This window comes from Limosilactobacillus reuteri subsp. simiae, assembly GCF_020784875.1.
Lineage (GTDB): Bacteria > Bacillota > Bacilli > Lactobacillales > Lactobacillaceae > Limosilactobacillus > Limosilactobacillus reuteri_H.
Genome location: NZ_JAJGUI010000104.1, coordinates 26,706 through 47,714, shown reverse-complemented (window position 1 = coordinate 47,714; position 21,009 = coordinate 26,706). Strand labels below are relative to the sequence as shown.

The following is a 21,009-nucleotide window of genomic DNA, read 5'->3' as shown; positions in this document are numbered from 1 at the left end:
GGTCACAGAATTGGGAATATAACGCTAATGACGACTACTACATTGATCATCAAGGAGTTCGTTTTAGTTTTTATCGCTATAGTAAATCCACTGATAAGTATGGCTTTAAGCGTGACTTTAAAATCTATCGTGCTGATAAACATCAACTATCAGTTAAATTAGATGAACTAGCGAAGACACCGAGTGGTCGGCAACGCTATATGAAGGTTAACCCAACCTGGAATTATTATAAAGCTAAAGTTAAAGATACCCTCTCAAGTGACGAAGGCAAGGCAATTTATCGTCGACGGAAGTTCGACGTTGAGCCAGTCTTTGGTCATATGAAGAGGGATTTTGGCATACGCCGAACTCATCTCCGTGGCCAACGGGCTGTGGAAAATGACATTGGGCTAGCCCTGATGGCATTAAATCTAACGAAATTTGGCCAATCAATTAGTCGATTGGAGACTAATTTCATAAATAATTTAAAATCCGGACTACGATTTTTGAACCGATCAAAAATCATAGTCCGGATTTTACTGTTTGAGAGCCAAAAATTAATAGTTAATTCCCGGCCTCTCCTACTCGATTGTTTTTTATTGAGCCGTATAGCCACCATCAGCGACAAATTCTGAACCAGTACTAAAGCTTGATTCATCTGAAGCGAGGTATAAAGCGAGGTTAGCAATCTCTTCTGGCTTTCCAAGACGGCCAAGGGGATGAAGGCTTTCTAGGTGTCCTTCTGCTTTTGGATCATCCTTGACCAAATTATCAACTAGTGGAGTTGAGATATAACCAGGATGAATTGTATTTACACGGATGTCATAGCCTTTCCGGGCACAATCAAGCGCAGCGGACTTAGTTAAGAGGCGGACACCACCTTTAGAAGCATTGTATGCAAAGAGGTCAGGATCACCAATTAGTCCTTCAATGGATGACATATTGATGATTGAATTCTTTTCCCCGTTGTTCTTCATTGCTTCAATACCGAGCTTAGTTCCCCACATCGTACCAGTGAGGTTAACGGCAATTGTTTTATCCCAAATTTCAGCGTCCGTCTTTTCAACATCGGCGTATTCGGCGATTCCCGCGTTGTTAACCACAATATTGAGTTTCCCGAAGACTTGGACAGTTTGACGAATTACCCGGTCCCAGTCTCCTTTCCGAGCAACGTCTTGTTGGATAAAGATCGCATTGTCACCTAGTTGGTCAGCGACTTTTTGTCCTTCATCCATCTTACGAGCGGTTAAAACAACCTTTGCGCCTTCTTCGATAAACTTTTTTGCGACAGCAGCTCCAATTCCTTTAGAACCACCAGTAACAATTGCAACTTTATTATCTAAACGACCCATTGATAAGACACTTCCTTAGTAAAATCAAAAACAATCCTTTACAAATTTTATTATAACAACTATCGAAGAAAAACAGGAGAATAACGCCTTGTGAAATGAAAAGAGACTGGAGAATTATTTTCAACAGCCTCTTAATGCGAATATTTGTTAAGATATCGTGGAACTAGCTTCGCGTCGCCACAAGGCTCGAGGCTAAGTCCGAACGATAATCAGCCCGTGCCGTGCTAATCACCGTTCTATCCTTAGCCCACCGCCTTGTCGAGGAGGTTAATTCCCACTTACTTTAATTTTCTTTGAAAAGCTTGTTTAAGCGGTCCATGAAGGCCTTGAGGTAACGTTCTTTGTCAACGTTAACGGCAACCTTAACATTAGGGTTAGGATCGTTTAATTTAGCGTTGTCACCGATTGTCCGACCATAGTAAGGTCCTTCTTGGTAAACAACCTTCATGAATAAGCTAATAGTTGAAACAAATGATGGGTCAATACCAACACCAACAGCTAATGGATCGTGGAGGGCACAACCACGCTTATCAATATCAAGGTTGTAGTAAGCGTCGATGTAGAAGTCGGTAATATCAGCAAAAGCCTTACCGGAAGCAGTGCCTAATTCACGCCATTGCTTTGTTTCGTTCTTAGTAAGAAGAGTCCGAAGAGTAACATCAAGACCAACCATCGTAAGTGGCAAGTTGGACTTCATTACTTCATCGGCAGCCTTTGGATCTTGGTTAATGTTAGCTTCTGCGACAGGAGTAACATTACCTTCAACAGTTAAGGCACCACCCATGAATGTGACATTACCAATCAAGTCAGCAATTTCAGGATCCTTCTTCAAGGCAGCAGCTAAGTTAGTCATTGGACCAGTAGGGATGATGATTAAGTCCTTGCCATACTTGTGAGCGGCTTCGATGTAGAAATCAACACCGGATTGTTCTTCAAGAGCCCGACTTGGCGCAGGTAACTCAACATCACCGATACCGTTATCACCGTGGATGTCCTTTGAAACTTGCATTACATCAAAGTGGTCAGTAGTGCATGAATGTGGAAGACCCTTAAATACTGGAATATCAGTGTGACCTAATAATTCCAATAACTTAAGGCTGTTTTCGGCACAAACATCTAATAGGTTGTTACCGTATGAACTTACAATTCCGATTAGATCAACTTCTGGGTCAGCGAGCGCATAGGCAATAGCTAAAGCGTCATCAACACCAGTATCTAAATCAAGAATCATTTTACGTTTTGCCATAGTATTTATTCCTCCAATTTTAAGCAAAATCAATCTCTGTATATAATATGTTAATTTAAATTTTGAATAATTACAATTAAAATTTGAGACCGCTTACGAAATTTTAGAAAAAATAAAGATGATATAATACTTCTAGAGATGAAAATGAAAGGATCAGAGGAGAAATGGCAGAGAAAATTTATGATGTGACAATTATTGGTGGAGGTCCAGCGGGGATGTTTGCTTCATTTTATTGCGGCCTTCATGAATTAGATGCCCAGCTAATTGAAAGCCTTCCACAACTTGGGGGACAAGTAGGGGCACTCTATCCTGAAAAACAAGTTTGGGATGTAGCGGGAATGCCAGGTGTAACTGGGCATGACTTGATCGCTAAGCTAGAAGAGCAAATGGCAGTGGCACCGATTGACCAATTCCTCGGTGAAACTGTTGAGGACGTCATTAAAGAAGATGATGGAACCTTTACCATCAAATCAGCTAAGCGGGTATCCCGGTCACGAGCAGTAATCATTGCTCTTGGTAACGGAGCGTTTACTCCCCGTAAGCTCGCTTTAGAAGGGGCAGCCGAGATTGAAGGCAATCAGCTTTCCTACTTTGTTAATCATAAAGCTGATTATGCGGACAAGCGGGTTGCTATTCTTGGTGGGGGCGACTCTGCCATTGATATTGCCTTGATGCTTGAACCGGTTGCCAAGGAAGTTCACCTTGTCCATCGGCGGGACCAGTTCCGCGGTCTGGAGCATACTGTAACTCAGCTTAAACAGTCATCTGTGCAATTGGATACCCCATTCTTGCCACGTGCATTAACGGTGGAAGATGATGAAACGGTAACGCTCGATCTTAAGAAGATGCGTAGTGACGACGAAGCACAATTGAATGTGGATAAGATTGTGGTTAACTATGGCTTTACCTCTAATAATGCGGCCTTGAATCAATGGTCTCTTGACTTAGCAGCAGAGCGCAACTTGATCAAGGTTGATTCAATGATGGAAACTAGTATTGAAGGGGTATACGCGATCGGGGATGGTGTGACCTATTCGGGGAAAGTAGCATTGATTGCGGCCGGCTTTGGTGAAGCACCGACAGCGGTAACCGCCCTAGCTAAAAAACTCTATCCCGATAAGCGAATGGCAATGCATAGCTCTTCAATGGGGATTACTAAATGAAAAAATGTCCCTACTGTAACACATTAAATCCAGACGATGCCGAAATCTGTGAGAATTGTGGGAAACCACTTAAAGGGCGGATGCTTGCCTTGGTCTGTCCTAATTGTGGAAAAGTTAATGCATTAGGGTCACGAGAATGTTCGGTATGTCATACGAAGCTAAGTCAAAGTAATCATCAGCTAGTTTCACGCGAAATTACACCCAGAAAAAATAATAAGCGGTGGGGATATATCGCCCTCATCGCTTTTGGCCTTTTAATTGCTTTATTTACTTATTTAGGAACAAAAAACGCCAGTAATTCATTGACTCCAAATAAGACTGAAGCACTAGAATTAAGATACTTCGATAAAAATAAAAAAGTACTTTATAATGACTATTATATTTTAAATAACACAAACAATTTATTGCACCCACATTTCAGTATTGCATATATCGGAAGAGACTCGCAAGGAGCCCGACCACTTAAAGTAGTAAGCTTAAAGAAAGCCAAAAAATTATATCGTCAAAACAAACATTACTCGCTTTATGTTAGAAAAAGGGATGTAATAGTAAGTGGCCCGCAAAAGGTAACTATAAATGATGGTGCTAAGATGCTTTCTGTGAATCCTGGTAGACATGATAAGATTTACCAACGAGAAGGGAACTCTTGTGTGGTCAAAGGTAATAAACAAGTAAAATTCATCAAAATTCAGACGTTAATTTTGATTGATGACTATAATTGACGACTATTAAAAAGACTTAAGATTAAGCTCTCATAACTTAATCTTAAGTCTTTTCTTAATGAATAATTATTTCTTGTGTAACAGAATGATTTGCCGACTGGCTATTATGCTGAATGAAGGGATAGCTGGCGAGGATAATCCGTAAATTACGAAGGCCTAAAGAATGTTTTCCAGATGAAATCCCCTTGAAATTGCCATCAAGCATATGAAGGTCAACTTTTTCTTCAGTGGTTGAATTACGGATAACAATGTACTGTGCGTTTCCTTTAGTAAAGAGACTAAAGTTAATTTCCTTTGTCGGTGCCTTTTTAGCAGCATTAATAGCATTATCAAAGAGGATAGCGATGATCCGCACTACATCTGTTATCTTAACCTTAGGCGAAATCTTGAATGGCTCAACTACTTCAATCGAGACGTCAATGTGGTCGTTAATTGCTGTCATGACCTTGTTATAAACTAAGCTCTTGATTTCAATGTTCTCAATATTTTCAAGATGACTGAGGACCGCAGTTTGATCATCAAGGTTAGTATTAGTTGGTTTAACAACACGTTGGAAAATATCTTGAACTTCTTTAATGTCACCGCTAGAAACGGCTCCCTCAAGACTTAGTAACACATTTTTGTAATCATGGCGGAAACGACGAAGGTCATCATACATTGTTTCGATATGGCTAGTGTAGGATTGAAGGTTTGTTAGTTCTGCGCTTTGTGAAATCGTTAAATTCTTATAACGGTAAAATTTGGCGGTAACCTGAGTAAACAAGACGATAATGATGACATAAAGAAGGCCACTTAACATATGAACAGGGGCAGGAACCTTGATGATTGGATTTACATAGTTAATGCCGAAAAAAATGCGGAAAAAGAGGAAAAGATTAAATAACCATACTAGTACTGGGGCTTGGACCAGGACAGTTTTGGAATAGTAGTTTAACGCAGGCTGTATTTTTTTGATGATTGGCATTGTAATAATGATTTCAATCAGATAGGTGATTGGTTCGCCGTAATTTAAAATGGGGGTGGCGTAGGTTGGAGTAATAGATTGGACAGAAGCAACAATAATTAAACCAAGGACAGCTGTAACAGAATAAAAGATTCCAATATCAAATAGCATATTGGTTAAAATATATGAAAAGGAAATTTGTCGTTTAGTAACAAAAAAATAGATTAGTAGACTAAAAATTATTGGTAGGAGTAAAAACAAGTACGTACGACGAAAAGGGAAAATAAGATAGCTGGTGAGGTATATCCAGAATGGCATTTTAATTTTGGTGATCTTCTGAAATAGGTAGAGGATGCAGGCTCCAGATAAAAGCATTACTATCCAAAATCCATAAATATAAGCTAGAAGGTCAGTACCGTAAAACGTAGGCGTGAACATTTGAAGTTCTGTATATATAAATTGCATAGCGATAACTCCCTAATATAAATATTTAAAGCGTTATAATCATAGCATTATGTTGCGAATAAGAAAATATGAAAAGTCTTAAGAAATAATATTCCTAGGACTTTATTAGTTTAAATAGTTCTTTTTCGTGGCGTCGTGATACTGGACAGACGAGACCATTATAGAACACAGCCTGGTGATGAAGAAAATCGACATGTTTTACCTGTTGGGGATTAATTAAGTAGCTACGGTGACCACGGAAAAAGCGTTTTTCATTTTTTGCAAGAGTCCGTAGATTGTAGTTGAGCTGGATTCCCTGATTGTCGGTAGTATACATGATCGATGAATGCGTATTATTATGATTAGCTTCAAAATAGCAAATATTTTTATAGGGAATCTGAACTTCGTCGTAATAAGACTTATATGTAAATAATTCTTCGGTTGCAGCTGTTTGGACTTCTTTTTGAATATGGATAAGATCTTGCTTTAGTTCTTCTTGGATATTTCCTCGATCTTTAGCGATGAAGTCGAGCGCACTAACTCGATACTTATAGGTAGTATAGACAAATTCATCATGAACAGTGATGAAAATAATACTGGCGAGTTCATCATGTTTCCGAATCACGCGACTAATTTCAAGGCCCGCTGTTTTAATACCGCTGATTTCTAAGTCGAGAATAAAGACGTTTTCCTTACTAGCAACCGGTAATCCCATTTTTAATTGATCAGTTGAGGCAAAAAGATTAATCTTAAGTTCATTTACTGAAATTTCCCGGGAAATCTTTTCGACCATTGTTTTTAAATGTCGTTGCTGATTATGATCATCTTCAAGGATAAAAACGTTCAAGATGTACTCCCCCCCTTTTCCCGAATACTAATATATCATGGGGGGAGGTAGAGCCGTATACCTATCCGTCTATAAAAGTGAATTTCTTTCCCGAAACTGAAAAATAGTGAGATGAATTTCAGTTAAATTTGTAGAAATTAAAAAGTGGTTGGTAGATCGTTGAGAAACGCGAAAGATGAAGCATAAACTATAGACGTTTATAGTTAGAATCATAGTTTCGGGAGGAAATTATTGTGAAAGAACATAAGAAACTTTACAAATCTGGTAAGAATTGGGTTGTGGCAACTTTAGCAGTAGCTTCTCTGGGGGTAGTTGCCATGCAACAAGGTGTATCGGCGGATAGTACACCTGCTGTTACAACTAATACTAATGAACAAAATAATGTTCAAACCGCTCAACAAGAACAGTCAAAAGCCCAAGCAGATTATGATCATCAGCAACAAGTAGTAAACAAAGATCAACAAGCTGTGCGTACTGCGCAGGATAATGTGACGAATGCGGATGCAAACCTTGCCAAAACGCAACAATCAGCTAAAGATGCAACGGATAGTAACATTAATAAAACCAAAGCAGAAATTAACAACCAAGAAAATGAAGTTAAGACTGCTCAAACTCAATTAAAAGAAGCCCAAGATAAGTTAAATAATAATCAATCTCAATCAACAGATCATCATGATGATGCTGCAGTTACTACTAATGATGGGGATGTTAACAATGCTCAAGCTTTACAAGATAGTATTGAGCAGAATAACCTTAAGCTTCCAGATGGATATGTGGATGCCTTTAATAATTTCAATGATAATAGGGCAGATAATTTAGCAAAAGTTTCTAAAGATAGTATTTACAAATTGAATCCTTATCACCATAGCTCTAGTGATGCTAAGGTTCAAATTAAGGACATTAATAATTTAGATGATGATGTTACTGAGAACTTAGATCTTTGGTATGCCGGGATTATGAATGATCTCCTTCATAATTATGACTTGCGTAACAGTAAAGGTACTCTTTTACGAGATGATTTACATTTTAATGTTACGAATTATGGTATCAAGGCTGCTAAGTATATTAATAATTTAATTAATAAATATACAATTGACTCTCGACTTGACCAATTAGTTAACCCAGGAGCTGGTGCAGCAGAATGGTACTTAATTACATATGATGAGTACAATAATGGGGAACTTAATAATACTCAAAAAGATCTAGCGGAAGCTTTGAAGCAAAGCCAGCCTGACAAAGATACGATTAAGTATGACCAGGATAAAATTGCTTTGTTAAAAGAACAATTGCAAAAATCTGACAAATTGTTTATCCCAAATACTTTAAAGATTCGGGAAACATTAGAAGAAGAAAGAACTTCTCTCCCATCTGAAGAAAAAGATCTTAAGGGAAATTGGGAAGATCGTCCATCATTCTTAAAGGCAGTTGATCAAAGTAGTATTAATTGGGGAATGACAAAAACTACTTATGGCCAAAAGATTACCAATCTTGATCAACTTAAAGAAGCCTTATGGAATAATTTTATCTTATATAATTTAAGCAACAATACTGATATGGATGATGTAGCTTATGATGAAAGTGAAACTAAAGAAGCAAGCATGAAACGATTACAGTCTGAAGAAAGACCAAGTGTAGATGCATTGTTTGGTCTACTTGAATCTCCAGACTGGAGTATGATGCCTCAACTACAAGATGCTAAGAACTTTACCTTTAGTTTTACGGTAGATAAGGCTGGTCAAATTACTCCACACTGGTACCACATTGCCAAGGATCACCAAGGAGACGCTGATGCTCAACCACTAACCATCACTAAAGCAAATAATGTAGTTACACCGCATGCAGCTGATAACCAACTCGAACAAATGCAAGCTGATGTAAAAGCCAAACAAGCGGCTTATGATCAAGCTAAGACAAAGCTTGATAGTTTAAAGACTAAGCTCGCTGAATTACAACAGGCAGCTGCAAATCTTAAGGCAGCTCAGGATAAGGCTAATGATGCTCATCAACAATTAGCTACTGCTCAACAGCAATTAAAAGCTGCTCAAGCTAAATTAGCTACTCTCAAGCTTGCTTTGGATAAGGCAAACAAGAAGCTTAACGTTGCAAAGGCCCAAGCAAAAGTTGATACCACTCAAGCAGCTGCTGATAAAGCAGATAATGAATATCACGCACAAGAGGCCATTGTTAGCCAAGATCAACAAAAGGTTACTGATTTAGAAAATAAGGTTAATAACACTTCTCTTTGGGATAATGATAAAGCTCAACAATTACAAAAAGTGATGGACCAATATGCTGCAGAAAATGATTTGAAGATCCTTAAATTTGATGGTACTCATTCATTGAATACTGCTGGTCCTAATTATGCTGATTTGAATAAGTACTATGTAAATGGTCAAAAAGTAACTGTTGAAATGAGTAATGATGGTCAAGGCAACAGTGACTACAATATTGTGGCTCTTTATAACCATAATTTACGAAATGCTAATGCTAGTGAATTTCATGATACTTATATTTTTGCATTCCATAATGGTCAGCCGGTATTATTACTGGATCGTACAACCAACGGGGATAAGATTCAGACCCAAACAGCTGATAATCTAAACGCTGCTGAAAGAGAGCAATATAATATCCAAGTGCTCCAAGCAAGTTTTGCCAAAATTGCTGGTAATAATGATGAATTAGCAAATCAACTTCAACAAGCTAAGGATAAATTAGCAGCTGACCAAGCAAAACTAACTGAATTAAAGACTGCTAAGACCCAGGCGGATGAAAATTATCGTCAAGCTAAGGAATCTCTTGCCAATGCACAAGAGGTTAAAATTCCTGATACTACTGATCAAACAACACCTTCAGACACTGAAAATCAACATAAAGATGATAATAATCAAGGGACAGTTACGGATAATTCTCAAAGCCAGTCAACTACTGAAGTAACTCCAAATGAGCAAGCAGACAAGCAGGAAGTAACTTCGGCTACAAGCCAAGGTGAACACGCGCAAAAGCCAGTTACCGGGGTAGTTAAAGGTGCAGAAGGTCAAACTGTTGTTAATTTAACTGCCCAAAAGAATGATGCTAAGAAAACTGATAGCAGCTCAGTGGTTAATGCTACTAAGAATGTTAATAATGCATTGCCACAAACAGGTAATCGAGAATCAATCGCTGCAATAGCTCTTGGTGCAGTTGCTGCAATGTTTGGTTTGAGTTTAGCTAAGAAACGGGAATACTAGCAGTGTAGTTCATATTTAATAAAAAAGTGTTAACGAATTTTCTATCGTTAACGCTTTTTTATTATGAGTAGATTTAACCTTAACTGAAAAATAACAAAGTAAATTTCAGCTAAAACAGTCAAATCTGATAAGTCCTAGAAATTATATTTATTTGTGAAAATTGTGTGATTAAACTGAGATTGTTAAGTTATTTTAGACTTTATGTATTTCGATTTGAGGGAGTTATTTATATGAATAAGAATATGCAAAAGACGGTTTTAACGACTTCAGCTGTTTTAGCTGGAATGGTATTGGGAGTAAATGTTAATCAAAATGGGGTTCACGCCGACACCACAACTAACGCTGCTACTACAGCTACTACTGATACTAATCAGCAATTAGCAAACTTAAAGAGCCAACAAACGGCTAATGAATCTGCTGTTGCTTCATCAAATGCTGCAACAATGAGTGCGGCAACAACTTCTGCTAATAGCCAAATAGCTGATTTGAATGATCAGATTAAAGAACGACAAGCTAGTGCTGCAGCTGAACAACAAAACAAAATCGATCAAGTAAATAAAGATGCCCAAGTTGCAACTAATAATGAAAATAGTGCCTATTCTAGTGCTACTACTAAGCAAAAAGCTGCTAATGATGCAGAATTAAAGGTAGCCCAAGCTAAAGTTGTAACTGAGCAACAGAAAGAAGATAAAAAAGCAGCGGCTACTTCTACTTATAAGCAATCCCAAGATAAATTGAACAGTGAACATCAAGCTAGTTTAAATGACATTAAATCAAAGTATTCTGAAAAAGTTCAAGATGTTACTAAACAAATCAACACACAAATTACACAGACACAAGATACTTTAAATAGTTTTAAAGTTAAGCTTAATCAAGATAACGAGAAATTGACTAATTTTAATGCAGCTAACTTTTTCAAATCTATTTTGGACAATAAGAATTCCTCAGAAGAAGAAAAGGAAGATGCCCAAGTTGCTTATAATATTGTAACGGGAACAGGAACGTTCAAAGATCCAAGTGGTAAAGTAAAAGAAGCTCCTAGTTGGTATTCTGCTGCAGTTCATATTGGTCAAAAAAATGATGCAACAAATCTAGATAATCTTAAAGCTTCCTTACTATTATATGACCAATTTGTAAAGATTAGACAAGATCGTAAATTATCTGTGCCAAAGATTTCTCTGACAAATATAGCAGTTGCAATGGTAGATGCTGATTTTCAGACTACTCTTGAAAAGGGTGGCTTAAAACATCCCGGTTATTATTATGCAGGAGAGAATTTAGCTGAAAGTAGTCTTGAAGGTGCAATGGATGCTTGGATGAATGAAGAGAGTGCATGGAAAGAAGCAGTTAAGCAACATCCAGATTTGGCTGATAAGTTAGGTAAATATTATGTTGTGAAGCATTATATGGATGTATATGGTAAGACTGGCCACTTTAGTAATTTAATGGCACCAGATACTGCTTCATATGGGTTTGCAGTAAATGGTGACTTAAATAAAGATTTTGTCTATACAGCTTTTGACTTTGGTGCTAGCAAAGATGGTATATATTCTTTAGGTGAATTTAAGGCTTTGGTAAATAATTATGTTGATTTATCGCAATCTGTTAAGAAGGCAGTAAAAGAAGATCAAGATCAAATTGACCAAGCCCAAGCAAGTTTAGATAAATTACAAAATGAGAAAACAGACCTTATTAATCAGGCTAACGATGAATATAACAAAAATGTTCAACAAGAAAATAATAATTTTAATACCAAATCAAATTCGTTAAAGTCCAATTATGAACAACAAGTTAAAGAAATTGACGCATTGCCAACTAATACTTATGCCTTACAAAGTCAATTACAAGCTAAGTTAGAAACTCTAAAGACTAACCACGATATTAAACTTAAGCAAATCAATGATGAGGCTAACGCTAAGATTACTACTATCAAGAGTCAAAAGGTCAACGATCCAGAAATTGACAAGCTTAACGCCCAAATTGACCAAATCAAGAGTGATTTAACCAAGAAGCAGCAAGAACTCGATAGTCAATACCAAGCTCTTAAGACTAAGGACCAAGCAGAATATAATGCATTAGCTGAAAAGTTGAAGAATTCAAGTTCTGAAACGGCTAAGGATAATAACAATCGTTACACTACTGATGATGGGTCTACTACGGTGAAGTTACCTGAAAACAAGGCTAATTCACATAAGAGAAGTATTGTGAGTGAATTAAATAATTCTGTATTACGTGGTACCTCAACTACTACTACGGCCGCAACATCAAATAGTCATGCCAATGTATCTTCTGCTGATGCTTCAACAAGTACGCCTACTACGCGGGAAGAAGTAAAGCAACAAGCTAAGTTACCACAAACTGGTAATAGTAATTCGCTAGCCTTACTTGCTTTAGGTGCTATTGCTTCAATGTTTGGATTTGGTTTAATTACTAAGAAACGTTACTAATTTTGGGGGAAATTAAGATGTCGATGAAAAAGAGTTCACATAAAATTTTAAAATCTGTTGCTTTGGCTGGTGCATTAACTGCTACAGGAGCAGTTGCTACGACAGCACATGCTGATACTGCTAAGGCTTCTGCACCAGTTCAAGGTGTTGCAAGTACTGATCAACAATTGACTAATCTCAAGAGTCAACAAACAGCTAATGAATCTGCTGTTGCTTCATCAAATGCTGCAACAATGAGTGCTGCAACGACTTCTGCTAGTAGCCAAATTGCTGATTTGAATAATAAGATTAAGGAACGACAAGCTAGTGATGCAGCGGTTCAACAAGCTTCTCAAGCTAGTGCTATTGCACAAGTTAACCAAGTAGCCACTAGCGCTACAAATGCGGAAAACGCTAGCTACTCACAAGCTGTCGCTAGTCAAACTGCTGCTAATAATGTTGCTTTAAAGTCAGCTCAAGCAATCATTGTAACTGAACAGCAAAAGGTTCAACAAACTGCTCAGGAAAATGCTGATTATCAAAATCAAACTGATAACTTATCTTCAGAACACAATTCAAACTTAAGTAAGATTAATACAGATTATCAAAATCAAACTGATCTAATAAGTCAAAAACTTACGGAAGCTAAGAAAGCAGATCAAGATCATTATAATCAAAAAGTTGCTAATGCTACTAAGCAGGTAGATGATCAAATTGACGATGCTAATAATACTATTAACCAGGCTCAGAAGATGGTTAATGACGATCAATCAGATGTTAATAATAAACAAAATGCTGATAAGACAGCTCAAAGTGATGTTCAGAATAAGCAGTCTACATTAAATAATGATCAAAATACTTTGAAGCAAGTGCAACAAGAGTTTGATGATCTTAAAGAAACAACAGATCATATTATTGTGCCACAAGATTATATTGATGTATGGAAAGAATATATTAGTGTAAAGAAAGCAAATGATTGTCTTCTAACTAAAGAAGAGTTTCCAGAATTACATGCTAAAAATAGTAAAGCTTGTACTGAAGCTAAAAAACTAAATAAAAATGCGGGATTCCATGCAAGTACTCTTGATGAAAACACACCAATTACTTTAACGCCCAAAGGAACTCTTTCGCGAGAAGATACAATTAAGGCGACACAATATGCCGCAGAATTAATTAATCCAGTTAGAGTAGCAATAGGAATGGAGCCATATCGTATTACCAACGCTTCAATTGACGTTGCAATGCAAGTAGGTCAAGTCAATAAGGCAGATAATAATTGGGGACACGATATGAATGCCCATCAAAAGGCTAAGGATAAGTGGCAACTTGATACGATTGGAGAAAGTGTTTTTGGTAGTAGTCAAAAAACATCCTATAAGACTTTAGCAGATTTAAAACATGGAGTTTATTCTGCAGTAATTTGTTTATTATTTGAAGGAAATTCAACAGGTAAAGATAAAAATGGTAAAGAAACCTTTTCTGATAGTGGACATACAACTGATTTATTAAATGTTCGATATGCTAAGCCTGAATGTGCACTAGCTGGTGGTGATGACCTCTTGGGAATTTCCTATGAGAATAATCCAAATATAGGATGTTCTACTGCAATTAGGTTTATATCGATTGCAGATGGAAAATCAAGCCGAATTCAAGAAATGATCAAAAAAGGCTACCCTTATAAGGCAGGTACTTTAGTAGATAAGAGTGTTCAAGGCTCCAACTATGATCAAATAGCAGTTTCTAATCCAAATGAAAATGCTAAAAAGTTACAAGACCAAATTAGTCAGCTACAAGCTAAAGTAGATGGTGATATTCAAAGTCTTACTACTTCTAAGAGTAAAGCAAGCGAAATAGCTAATGCTCTTAAATCTGCTCAAGATAAGCTTTCTAATGACCAAAAGGCTTTAACTCAAGCTCAAGATAAGCTAAACAATCTTAAAACTAACCGTGACAAGATGATCCATAATATTGCTGGTGATCCTACTCAATCAAAAGATATTAAGAATTTTCAAGCACAACTTAATCAAATTAAATCTGCTCATGATGATGCTGTTAAGACTGAGAATGATCGTTACGAAACTAAGTTAAATGATTTGAAGAAGAATCATGAAGCTAAGTTAGTCGAGATTGCTGCACAACCAACTAACTTGGCTGAGCTTCAAAGTCAATTGCAAGCTAAATTAGACACTCTAAAGGCAAACCACGATGCTAAGCTTAAGCAAATCACTGATGATGCGAATGCTAAGATTGAAGCAATTAGGAATCAAAAAGTAGACGATTCAGAAATTGATAAGCTTCAAGCACAAATTGACCAAATCAAGAGTGATTTAGCTAAGAAGCAACAAGAACTTGATAGTCAATATGAAGTCCTTAAGATAAAGAACCAAGCAGAATACAATGCATTAGCTAATAAATTAAATCCAAGTACCAAAGCGGTGACTAATGGTTCGACTCAGCAAGTATTTACTAGCCGTTCCGGCAAAGTAGCTTATGTTGTTCCTAGCCACCAATCAATAGCAACTAGTGGCGTTGTTAAGACAGTTTCAGAACAAAATAACAGTGATTCTCTTTCAAAAGAATTTCAATCTCAAAATAATAATCGTTTACCACAAACTGGTAACCGATCCTCATTAGCAATGGTTCTTTTGGGAGCAGCTGCTGCAATGTTTGGTGTTGGTTTAGCAGGTAAGAAAAAGGAATATTAAGAGATAAGTAATAAAAAGGTGCTGCATAAGTGGCACTTTTTTGTTGTCAGGGAGCGAATGAAAAAGCATGATAAAAAAGAAATTATTGATTACATCCATCGCACTAATAATGATGACTTTAGCAGGTTGTAGACATAAAACGCAGAGTACTGCTACAGGTTCCAGTTCATCAACGGCTACTTCTGCTAAAGTTAGTAGTCAATCACAAGCCAGTTCAGCAAATAGTAGTTCAGTAAGTGAAAAGCAAGCCGAGTCTAATGCTAGTCTTGAGAGCGTTGATCCTAAGAATGTTGCTGGGGCTGTTCTTACAGTTGGTGCGCAAAGTGACGAGGCGTGGCAAAGTTTATTAGACAGTGCTTCTAATGGCGATGGAGATCTTAAAGTTAATGTAGTTAAGGCGACAGGAATGGTAACTGAAACAGGAACAGGGATGTTTTATTCTTTTACACTAGATGATAATGATTATGGAGAAATTAATGGTTATACCATCAGCCAGGATGAAAAGACCATCTACCTTTACCGCGAGCAATCTCGTGGATCTGCTGATCGAATCATTCAACCATTTAAGACCATTTCTGTTCAGCAAGTAGTCAAGGCTACGCAGCAAAGTAAAGTTCAAGAGATTGCCAATAATACAACCATTGATGTAGATAATTAAATAGGGGAGATTTTAGTATGAAAAAGTTAACATTAATTTGTGCCAGTATTTTGGCGTGCGGAACTCTAGCAGCTTGTGGAAATAATGCAGCCCAACATTCAAGTAAAACGGCTAGCAGTTCAAGTAAGACAATAAAGAAGCAATCATCGAAAAAGCAAAGTGCCTCTAGCAAAAAGAGTAGTGTAGCAGAATCTAATTCTAGTCAGAGTAATAATTCATCACAACAAACTGAAGTATCCTCAAATCAGCAATCACAGCAATCATCACAACAAGCTACCGAAGCTAGTTCGGATAATGGACATGTTACAATTGCGGGGCATAGTTACCACCATGAAGACTTTTATGGGAATGACATTCTGGTAGGTGATAACGGTGAAGGTGAAGCACAAGAATACATTGCTAATGATCCATCATTAAATCAAGACCAACGTGATGCTGCCTTAAGCCAAACAATGCAAAATGCAACTTACGGCCAGGACAAAGAATAACTTTTAATGGGGATATCATATTTAAGTTTAACCTAATAGATTTAGTGCTAGAATTTGATTAGGGAGGAGACTAAAAATATGATAAAAAAGAAAATATTAATTGCGGCTATGTCATTAACCGCATTAGCTTTAGCAGGTTGTGGAAATTCACAAAGTAATAGCCAAGCAAAGTCAAGTACGTCTTCATCGCAAAGTTCGGTGACGGCACAGCAGAGTTCTTCGAGTAATAAGGCTCAAGAACAGAGTAGTTCTACAAGTACAGCTAGCGAAAGTAACCTATCACCACAGCAATTGGGAACCTTGGTAGCTTTGTATCAAGATCCAGATTGGTTTAAGGAATATCTTAAAGATGGGATTATGTATTACGGCACAGAAGATGGCTCTGGAAAAGAGATTGCCGGTTATAATTATGTAACGGCTAATGGTGACCCAACAAGCTATATTTATTTCAAACAAAACGGGGATGATGTTACTATTAAGCAAGTCATTCCAGAGGGAGATGAAAGTGTGGCTGAAGCGTCTCTTCACACAAAGCACATTACGGTCTCTCGGCTATTAAGTGACTATTATGTAAATCAATCTCAAAAAGATGAAGTAAATGGTTATGCGGATCAATTAAAACCAGAATCACAATATCAAAGTGATATGGAGAATAAGAATTAGTAATGTGATAAAAATCCTATGTTTAGTAAGGCTATGCATAGGATTTTTTAGTACAAACTTCAACTTTTTACGTATATATCTTTATAGAGAGGTACGGAAGGGTTGAAAATATGTGTAATAATCTGTTAGAAAGTTATGCAAAGGTGCTAGAAAAGTGGGAAAGGATGACTATTACAAGTGATCCAATGTTTGGGATGGTCATGCAGAATAAAGAAATCTGTTTAGAGCTGATTAATCGTGCGTTGCCCCAACTTAAAGCTACCCAGATAGTGCAATTGGAGACACAAAAAGATATTAATGTGGTTGCTAGTCGGCGGGTACGATACGATGTCTATGTACAAGACGAAAAAGGGAATATTATTGTGGTTGAGATGCAGGTTACTGATCATCAGAACTTGCCTTATCGTTTACGTTACTATCAAGAACAAATCGATCATGGATTACTTTTACCGGGTGAAAGCTATCAGAGTCTGCGTCAGCATCCCACTTATGTAATTATATTCTGTGATTTTGACTATTTTGGTTATGGTTGGGCTCGTTATATGTTTGAAATGTCATGTACCCGCAATTCTCAACTAAAATTAGGCGACCAACGAACAATCGTAGTTTTTAATGCTTTGGCAAAAGAATTTACAAATGACGAGCAACCGATCAAAAATTTTCTTGCTTTAATGCGCAATCGAGTAGACAATGAAAGTAAGTTTATAACTAAGATTCAAAATGAAATTGTTAAGGTTAAGGAGGATCCAGAGAGGAGACGAGGCTTTATGAAGTTTGAACTTGATTTGATGGACGCACGTCAGGAAGGGAAAGAAGAAGGAATTAAAGAATCAAAGCAAAAACTAGTCCAGTTTTTAAGTAGTCAAAATACGGATCCAGCTGAGATTGTAGCAGCCTTAGTTAATGTATACCAAGTACCAGAAAAAGCAGCTCAGGAATATGTCGAGGAGTATCTCGAAGCTAACAAATAATCTATTGGGGGAGTAGTCAATGAAACTAAAGAAACTGCGCGTTGTTTTTGAAAATATTGATAGTTATGATGTTCCGCTTGCGGCTGTTAAGGAGTTTCATGTAAGTGGAGTAGAAAAGACCATTGATTATTCGAGCTATAGTCTAACTGTTGAGCAGGTTTGTCGTAAATTTACTGCAACGTTTTTCGTTGATGAACTCCAAAAGATTGATACTGTCGAGGACGTAACGCTTGATGAACGTTTAGATAGTCATAATTTCGCTGACCTTTGTATGATTGATTTGGTTACGGATAACGGTGAGAAAACTACAATCCGGTTGCCATGGGAAGAAATGACGTATCCCGATCATAACGATGTAATGAAGACATGGGTCGAAGAAGATTTCGAAGGTCGGCAATTAATGTATATTTCAGTTGGATAGTTGAAGTCCCTAAGTTGGTAATAATACTGACTTAGGGATTTTTAGTGCAAAAGGCAATTTTTTACGTATATATCTTTATAGTGAGGTAGAAGTGAAAGGATTGAAGAAATGTGTAAGAAATTGTCAGAGAACTATGAAAAGGCCCTCGAAAAGTGGGAAAAGATGACTATTACGAGTGATCCGATGTTCGGGATGGTTATGCAGAATAAAGAAATTTGTTTAGAATTGATTAATCGTGCATTACCCCATTTAAAAGCAACCCAGATCGTCCAGTTAACAACTCAAAAAGATATTAATGTCGTAGTTGGCCGACGCGTCCGTTATGATGTTTATGTGCAGGATGAAGATGGCAACATTATTGTTATTGAGATGCAAGTAGCTGACCGACAGAATTTGCCTTATCGCTTGCGGTATTATCAAGAGCAAATAGATCATGGATTACTCTTGCCGGGCAAGGATTATCGCGATTTAAGTCTTCATCCGACCTATGTGATCATGTTTTGTGATTTTGATTATTTTGGCTATGGTTGGGCCCGTTATGTGTTTGAAATGGCGTGTACCCGTAATCATCAGTTGAAACTAGGCGACCAACGGACAGTTGTGATCTTTAATGCCTTGGCTAAAGAATTCACTAAAGATGAGCAACCGATCAAGAACTTCCTTGCGTTAATGCGTAATCAAGTAGACAATAAGAGTAAGTTTATTACTAGGATTCAAGATGAGATTGTTAAGATTAAGCAAGAGCCAGAGAGGAGACGAGGCTTTATGAAGTTCGAGCTTGATTTAATGGACGCACGGCGAGAAGGCCGGGAAGAAGGAGAGTTAAAAGCAGAAGAAAAAGGAAAACAAAAATTAGTCAAGTTCTTAACCAGTCAAGATACAGCACCGTCAGAAATAGTGGCCGCCCTCGTTAATGTTTACCAAATGACGGAAAAAGCAGCTCAAGAATATGTTGCAGAGCATGTGAAAGTTAGAAAGTAGTCTTGTCATAGAAGTATTAATAAAGTCCCTAAGATTGGTAGTAATGCTGGCTTAGGGATTTTTAGTGCAAAAGGCAATTTTTTACGTATATATCTTTATAGAATCTATTGAAAGGAGTCTATAAAGATGAATGAGTTCCTTCAGAAAAAGTGGGAAGCGGCAGATTTAACAGATGACTATATCTTTAATAAGGTGATGCTTGATTACGATATTTGTTTGGAAGTCTTACGGCGAATACTACCTGATCTACATATTAAAAAGATTGATTTACCAAATAATCAACAGGAAATTGCCTTAGCCCCAGATGCCAAAGCGGTGCGTTTTGATATTTATACGACGGATGAGCAAGGTAACCACTACGATATTGAAATGCAAGTAGCAGATCATCACAATATTGCTAAGCGAATTCGTTATTATCAAACCGCTAGTTCAATGGAAGCCTATGATAAAGGGCAACCATACGAAAAAGCTGATGATTCTTATGTGATTTTCTTCTGTAATTTCGATCCGTTCCAGCTTGGAGAGCAACGTTATATATTGCATAAACATATTGATGGAGTTCCGGAGTATGTTGTTAAGGATGGCCAGACAGATATTTTATTTAATGTTCCTTCATTAAAGCATGATGTTAATCCTAAAATGCAAGCATTTTTAGATATGATTGCCCAACGGAAAGTTGAAGAGAGCGATCCGCTTGTCGTAAAATTAAGGAAGAGAATGGCTGTTGTAAAACGGAATCGGAAATGGAGGTCGGAATATATGCGACGGTCAGTATATGAAATGGATCAAGAAATGCGGGAGCAAAGGATTAAAGAAGACGAAGAGCAAATAAAAAAAGATCAAGAACAAATAAAAAAGGAAAAACAAGAATTAAAAGAAGCAAATCAAAGATTAGTTGAAGGCAATCAAAGGTTAGTGAATAATAGGAATGCTGTAATAAAAAGCTTGATTTGTACTTTGCGTAACCTAGATTTAGATAACCATCTAATCAAAAAAGAGATAAAAAAGAATTTTGATCTCAAAGACGAAGAAATAGATAAGTATCTAAAATAGTAATTAAAAGAAGTCTCTAACGTTTGAATTCTAAACATCAGAGACTCCTTATTTGTTTTAAATTTCTAAGAGATCAGCGGGCTTCATTAATGGGAAGTCCGCATCTTTAATACTATCGGGATTTGCAGAAGAGTAAAGGGCGCCTGCAAACTTGGCACCAGCTGCATGGGCGGCTTTCATATCATTGATCGTGTCTCCAACATAAACAGTAGTGGCGGGATCTGCTCCCATTTTATCCATTGCAGCTAAAATAGGATCTGGAGCTGGCTTATGCTTTTTAGTGTCCGCAGACGTAATGGCAACCTTAAATAACTTCGCAAAGTCATATTTGTTAACGAAGTATTCTTGGTATTCGTCAGCGAGTTTTGAAGTTGCGATGGCGATCTTTGCATCTTCACGATTGGCAAGGGTATTAAGCATTTCCGGAATTCCTTCAATCACTTTTACTTGATCAGCACGTTGATAAGCTAGCTTAAACCAGTCTTGTTGGATTGCTGGAATTTCATCCTCACTAATTCCAGCAAGACGGAGGGCATCTTGTCCCGTAATACCAAATAAGTCATGCTTGGTTTGTTCTACTTTGTCGGGTGCAACTGGGTGACCGTGTTGCGCTAACGTATCAATCATTGCTGGCATATACATATCAATAGTATCAATTAAAGTGCCATCAATATCAAAAATAAAATTCTCAATCTTCTGTGCCATTTTATTCATCCTTTA

18 protein-coding genes are annotated in these 21,009 nt (G+C 37.2%); 13 read left to right on the top strand and 5 right to left on the bottom strand.

Annotation, left to right across the window (positions count from 1 at the left end; translation table 11 throughout):
- The coding region (locus LMC10_RS06015) for a transposase (protein WP_229269204.1) at positions 1-614 on the top strand (614 nt) is incomplete at its 5' end.
- On the opposite strand, the gene LMC10_RS06010 is transcribed toward LMC10_RS06015, so the two are convergent.
- Positions 576-1,331, bottom strand: coding sequence for a glucose 1-dehydrogenase (locus LMC10_RS06010; RefSeq protein WP_019253259.1), 756 nt, complete (start codon positions 1,329-1,331; stop codon positions 576-578). The two genes, LMC10_RS06015 and LMC10_RS06010, sit on opposite strands and share 39 nt — an antisense overlap.
- A gap of 283 nt (positions 1,332-1,614) precedes the next feature.
- Positions 1,615-2,577 (bottom strand): nucleoside hydrolase, encoded by a 963-nt coding sequence (locus tag LMC10_RS06005; RefSeq protein WP_003664874.1) that lies wholly within the window; start codon positions 2,575-2,577, stop codon positions 1,615-1,617.
- A 164-nt stretch (positions 2,578-2,741) separates the two neighbouring features.
- Between LMC10_RS06005 and LMC10_RS06000 the strand changes: the two genes are divergently transcribed.
- Both LMC10_RS06000 and LMC10_RS05995 read left to right on the top strand, forming a co-directional pair.
- Positions 2,742-3,740: an NAD(P)/FAD-dependent oxidoreductase gene (locus LMC10_RS06000; RefSeq protein WP_229269203.1), complete on the top strand. Its 999-nt coding sequence runs from the start codon at positions 2,742-2,744 to the stop codon at positions 3,738-3,740.
- Complete coding sequence (locus tag LMC10_RS05995; protein ID WP_229269202.1) at positions 3,737-4,462, top strand: zinc ribbon domain-containing protein; 726 nt, start codon at positions 3,737-3,739, stop codon at positions 4,460-4,462. The genes LMC10_RS06000 and LMC10_RS05995 overlap by 4 nt, the downstream gene beginning before the upstream one ends.
- A 55-nt stretch (positions 4,463-4,517) precedes the next feature.
- Here LMC10_RS05995 and LMC10_RS05990 read toward each other — a convergent pair whose 3' ends face one another.
- A complete protein-coding gene (locus LMC10_RS05990; protein ID WP_216578427.1) occupies positions 4,518-5,870 on the bottom strand; it encodes a GHKL domain-containing protein in 1,353 nt (450 codons plus the stop codon).
- Positions 5,871-5,964: 94 nt separating this feature from the next.
- The gene (locus LMC10_RS05985) at positions 5,965-6,696 is read right to left on the bottom strand and encodes a LytR/AlgR family response regulator transcription factor (RefSeq protein WP_216578426.1); all 732 of its coding nucleotides are present in this window, start codon (positions 6,694-6,696) and stop codon (positions 5,965-5,967) included.
- A 233-nt stretch (positions 6,697-6,929) separates the two neighbouring features.
- Between LMC10_RS05985 and LMC10_RS10550 the strand changes: the two genes are divergently transcribed.
- From LMC10_RS10550 to LMC10_RS05935, 10 genes are all read left to right on the top strand, one after another.
- Entirely contained in the window at positions 6,930-9,923 is a 2,994-nt protein-coding gene (locus tag LMC10_RS10550; RefSeq protein WP_229269201.1) for a DUF4767 domain-containing protein, read from the top strand.
- A gap of 230 nt (positions 9,924-10,153) precedes the next feature.
- Positions 10,154-12,370 carry an LPXTG cell wall anchor domain-containing protein gene (locus LMC10_RS05975; protein ID WP_229269200.1) on the top strand — a complete coding sequence of 739 codons (2,217 nt, stop codon included), beginning with the start codon at positions 10,154-10,156 and terminating at the stop codon, positions 12,368-12,370.
- 17 nt (positions 12,371-12,387) lie between these two features.
- Entirely contained in the window at positions 12,388-15,054 is a 2,667-nt protein-coding gene (locus LMC10_RS05970) for an SEC10/PgrA surface exclusion domain-containing protein (protein ID WP_229269199.1), read from the top strand.
- A gap of 67 nt (positions 15,055-15,121) precedes the next feature.
- Positions 15,122-15,712, top strand: a complete 591-nt coding sequence (locus LMC10_RS05965; RefSeq protein WP_229269198.1) for a hypothetical protein — start codon at positions 15,122-15,124, stop codon at positions 15,710-15,712.
- A gap of 17 nt (positions 15,713-15,729) precedes the next feature.
- The gene (locus tag LMC10_RS05960; RefSeq protein ID WP_229269197.1) at positions 15,730-16,200 is read left to right on the top strand and encodes a hypothetical protein; all 471 of its coding nucleotides are present in this window, start codon (positions 15,730-15,732) and stop codon (positions 16,198-16,200) included.
- 78 nt (positions 16,201-16,278) lie between these two features.
- On the top strand, positions 16,279-16,863 hold the full coding sequence (locus LMC10_RS05955; RefSeq protein ID WP_229269196.1) for an Lreu_0056 family protein: 585 nt from the start codon (positions 16,279-16,281) through the stop codon (positions 16,861-16,863).
- Between the two features lie 110 nt (positions 16,864-16,973).
- Positions 16,974-17,834, top strand: coding sequence for an Rpn family recombination-promoting nuclease/putative transposase (locus tag LMC10_RS05950; protein WP_229269195.1), 861 nt, complete (start codon positions 16,974-16,976; stop codon positions 17,832-17,834).
- 19 nt (positions 17,835-17,853) lie between these two features.
- Positions 17,854-18,255 (top strand): hypothetical protein, encoded by a 402-nt coding sequence (locus tag LMC10_RS05945; protein WP_229269194.1) that lies wholly within the window; start codon positions 17,854-17,856, stop codon positions 18,253-18,255.
- Between the two features lie 108 nt (positions 18,256-18,363).
- On the top strand, positions 18,364-19,236 hold the full coding sequence (locus LMC10_RS05940; RefSeq protein WP_229269193.1) for an Rpn family recombination-promoting nuclease/putative transposase: 873 nt from the start codon (positions 18,364-18,366) through the stop codon (positions 19,234-19,236).
- Positions 19,237-19,362: 126 nt separating this feature from the next.
- Positions 19,363-20,289, top strand: a complete 927-nt coding sequence (locus LMC10_RS05935) for an Rpn family recombination-promoting nuclease/putative transposase (protein WP_229269192.1) — start codon at positions 19,363-19,365, stop codon at positions 20,287-20,289.
- Positions 20,290-20,346: 57 nt separating this feature from the next.
- Here the strand turns inward: LMC10_RS05935 and LMC10_RS05930 are convergent, their stop codons facing one another.
- Positions 20,347-21,003 carry an HAD family hydrolase gene (locus LMC10_RS05930; protein WP_153703496.1) on the bottom strand — a complete coding sequence of 219 codons (657 nt, stop codon included), beginning with the start codon at positions 21,001-21,003 and terminating at the stop codon, positions 20,347-20,349.
- Positions 21,004-21,009: the final 6 nt, after the last annotated feature.

Bases quoted from the DNA above. Each gene is read 5' to 3' on its own strand.
- LMC10_RS06010 (WP_019253259.1), bottom strand. From the start codon at position 1,331: ATGGGTCGTTTAGATAATAAAGTTGCAATTGTTACTGGTGGTTCTAAA.
- LMC10_RS06005 (WP_003664874.1), bottom strand. From the start codon at position 2,577: ATGGCAAAACGTAAAATGATTCTTGATTTAGATACTGGTGTTGATGAC.
- LMC10_RS06000 (WP_229269203.1), top strand. From the start codon at position 2,742: ATGGCAGAGAAAATTTATGATGTGACAATTATTGGTGGAGGTCCAGCG.
- LMC10_RS05995 (WP_229269202.1), top strand. From the start codon at position 3,737: ATGAAAAAATGTCCCTACTGTAACACATTAAATCCAGACGATGCCGAA.
- LMC10_RS05990 (WP_216578427.1), bottom strand. From the start codon at position 5,870: ATGCAATTTATATATACAGAACTTCAAATGTTCACGCCTACGTTTTAC.
- LMC10_RS05975 (WP_229269200.1), top strand. From the start codon at position 10,154: ATGAATAAGAATATGCAAAAGACGGTTTTAACGACTTCAGCTGTTTTA.
- LMC10_RS05970 (WP_229269199.1), top strand. From the start codon at position 12,388: ATGTCGATGAAAAAGAGTTCACATAAAATTTTAAAATCTGTTGCTTTG.
- LMC10_RS05965 (WP_229269198.1), top strand. From the start codon at position 15,122: ATGATAAAAAAGAAATTATTGATTACATCCATCGCACTAATAATGATG.
- LMC10_RS05960 (WP_229269197.1), top strand. From the start codon at position 15,730: ATGAAAAAGTTAACATTAATTTGTGCCAGTATTTTGGCGTGCGGAACT.
- LMC10_RS05955 (WP_229269196.1), top strand. From the start codon at position 16,279: ATGATAAAAAAGAAAATATTAATTGCGGCTATGTCATTAACCGCATTA.
- LMC10_RS05950 (WP_229269195.1), top strand. From the start codon at position 16,974: ATGTGTAATAATCTGTTAGAAAGTTATGCAAAGGTGCTAGAAAAGTGG.
- LMC10_RS05945 (WP_229269194.1), top strand. From the start codon at position 17,854: ATGAAACTAAAGAAACTGCGCGTTGTTTTTGAAAATATTGATAGTTAT.
- LMC10_RS05940 (WP_229269193.1), top strand. From the start codon at position 18,364: ATGTGTAAGAAATTGTCAGAGAACTATGAAAAGGCCCTCGAAAAGTGG.
- LMC10_RS05935 (WP_229269192.1), top strand. From the start codon at position 19,363: ATGAATGAGTTCCTTCAGAAAAAGTGGGAAGCGGCAGATTTAACAGAT.
- LMC10_RS05930 (WP_153703496.1), bottom strand. From the start codon at position 21,003: ATGAATAAAATGGCACAGAAGATTGAGAATTTTATTTTTGATATTGAT.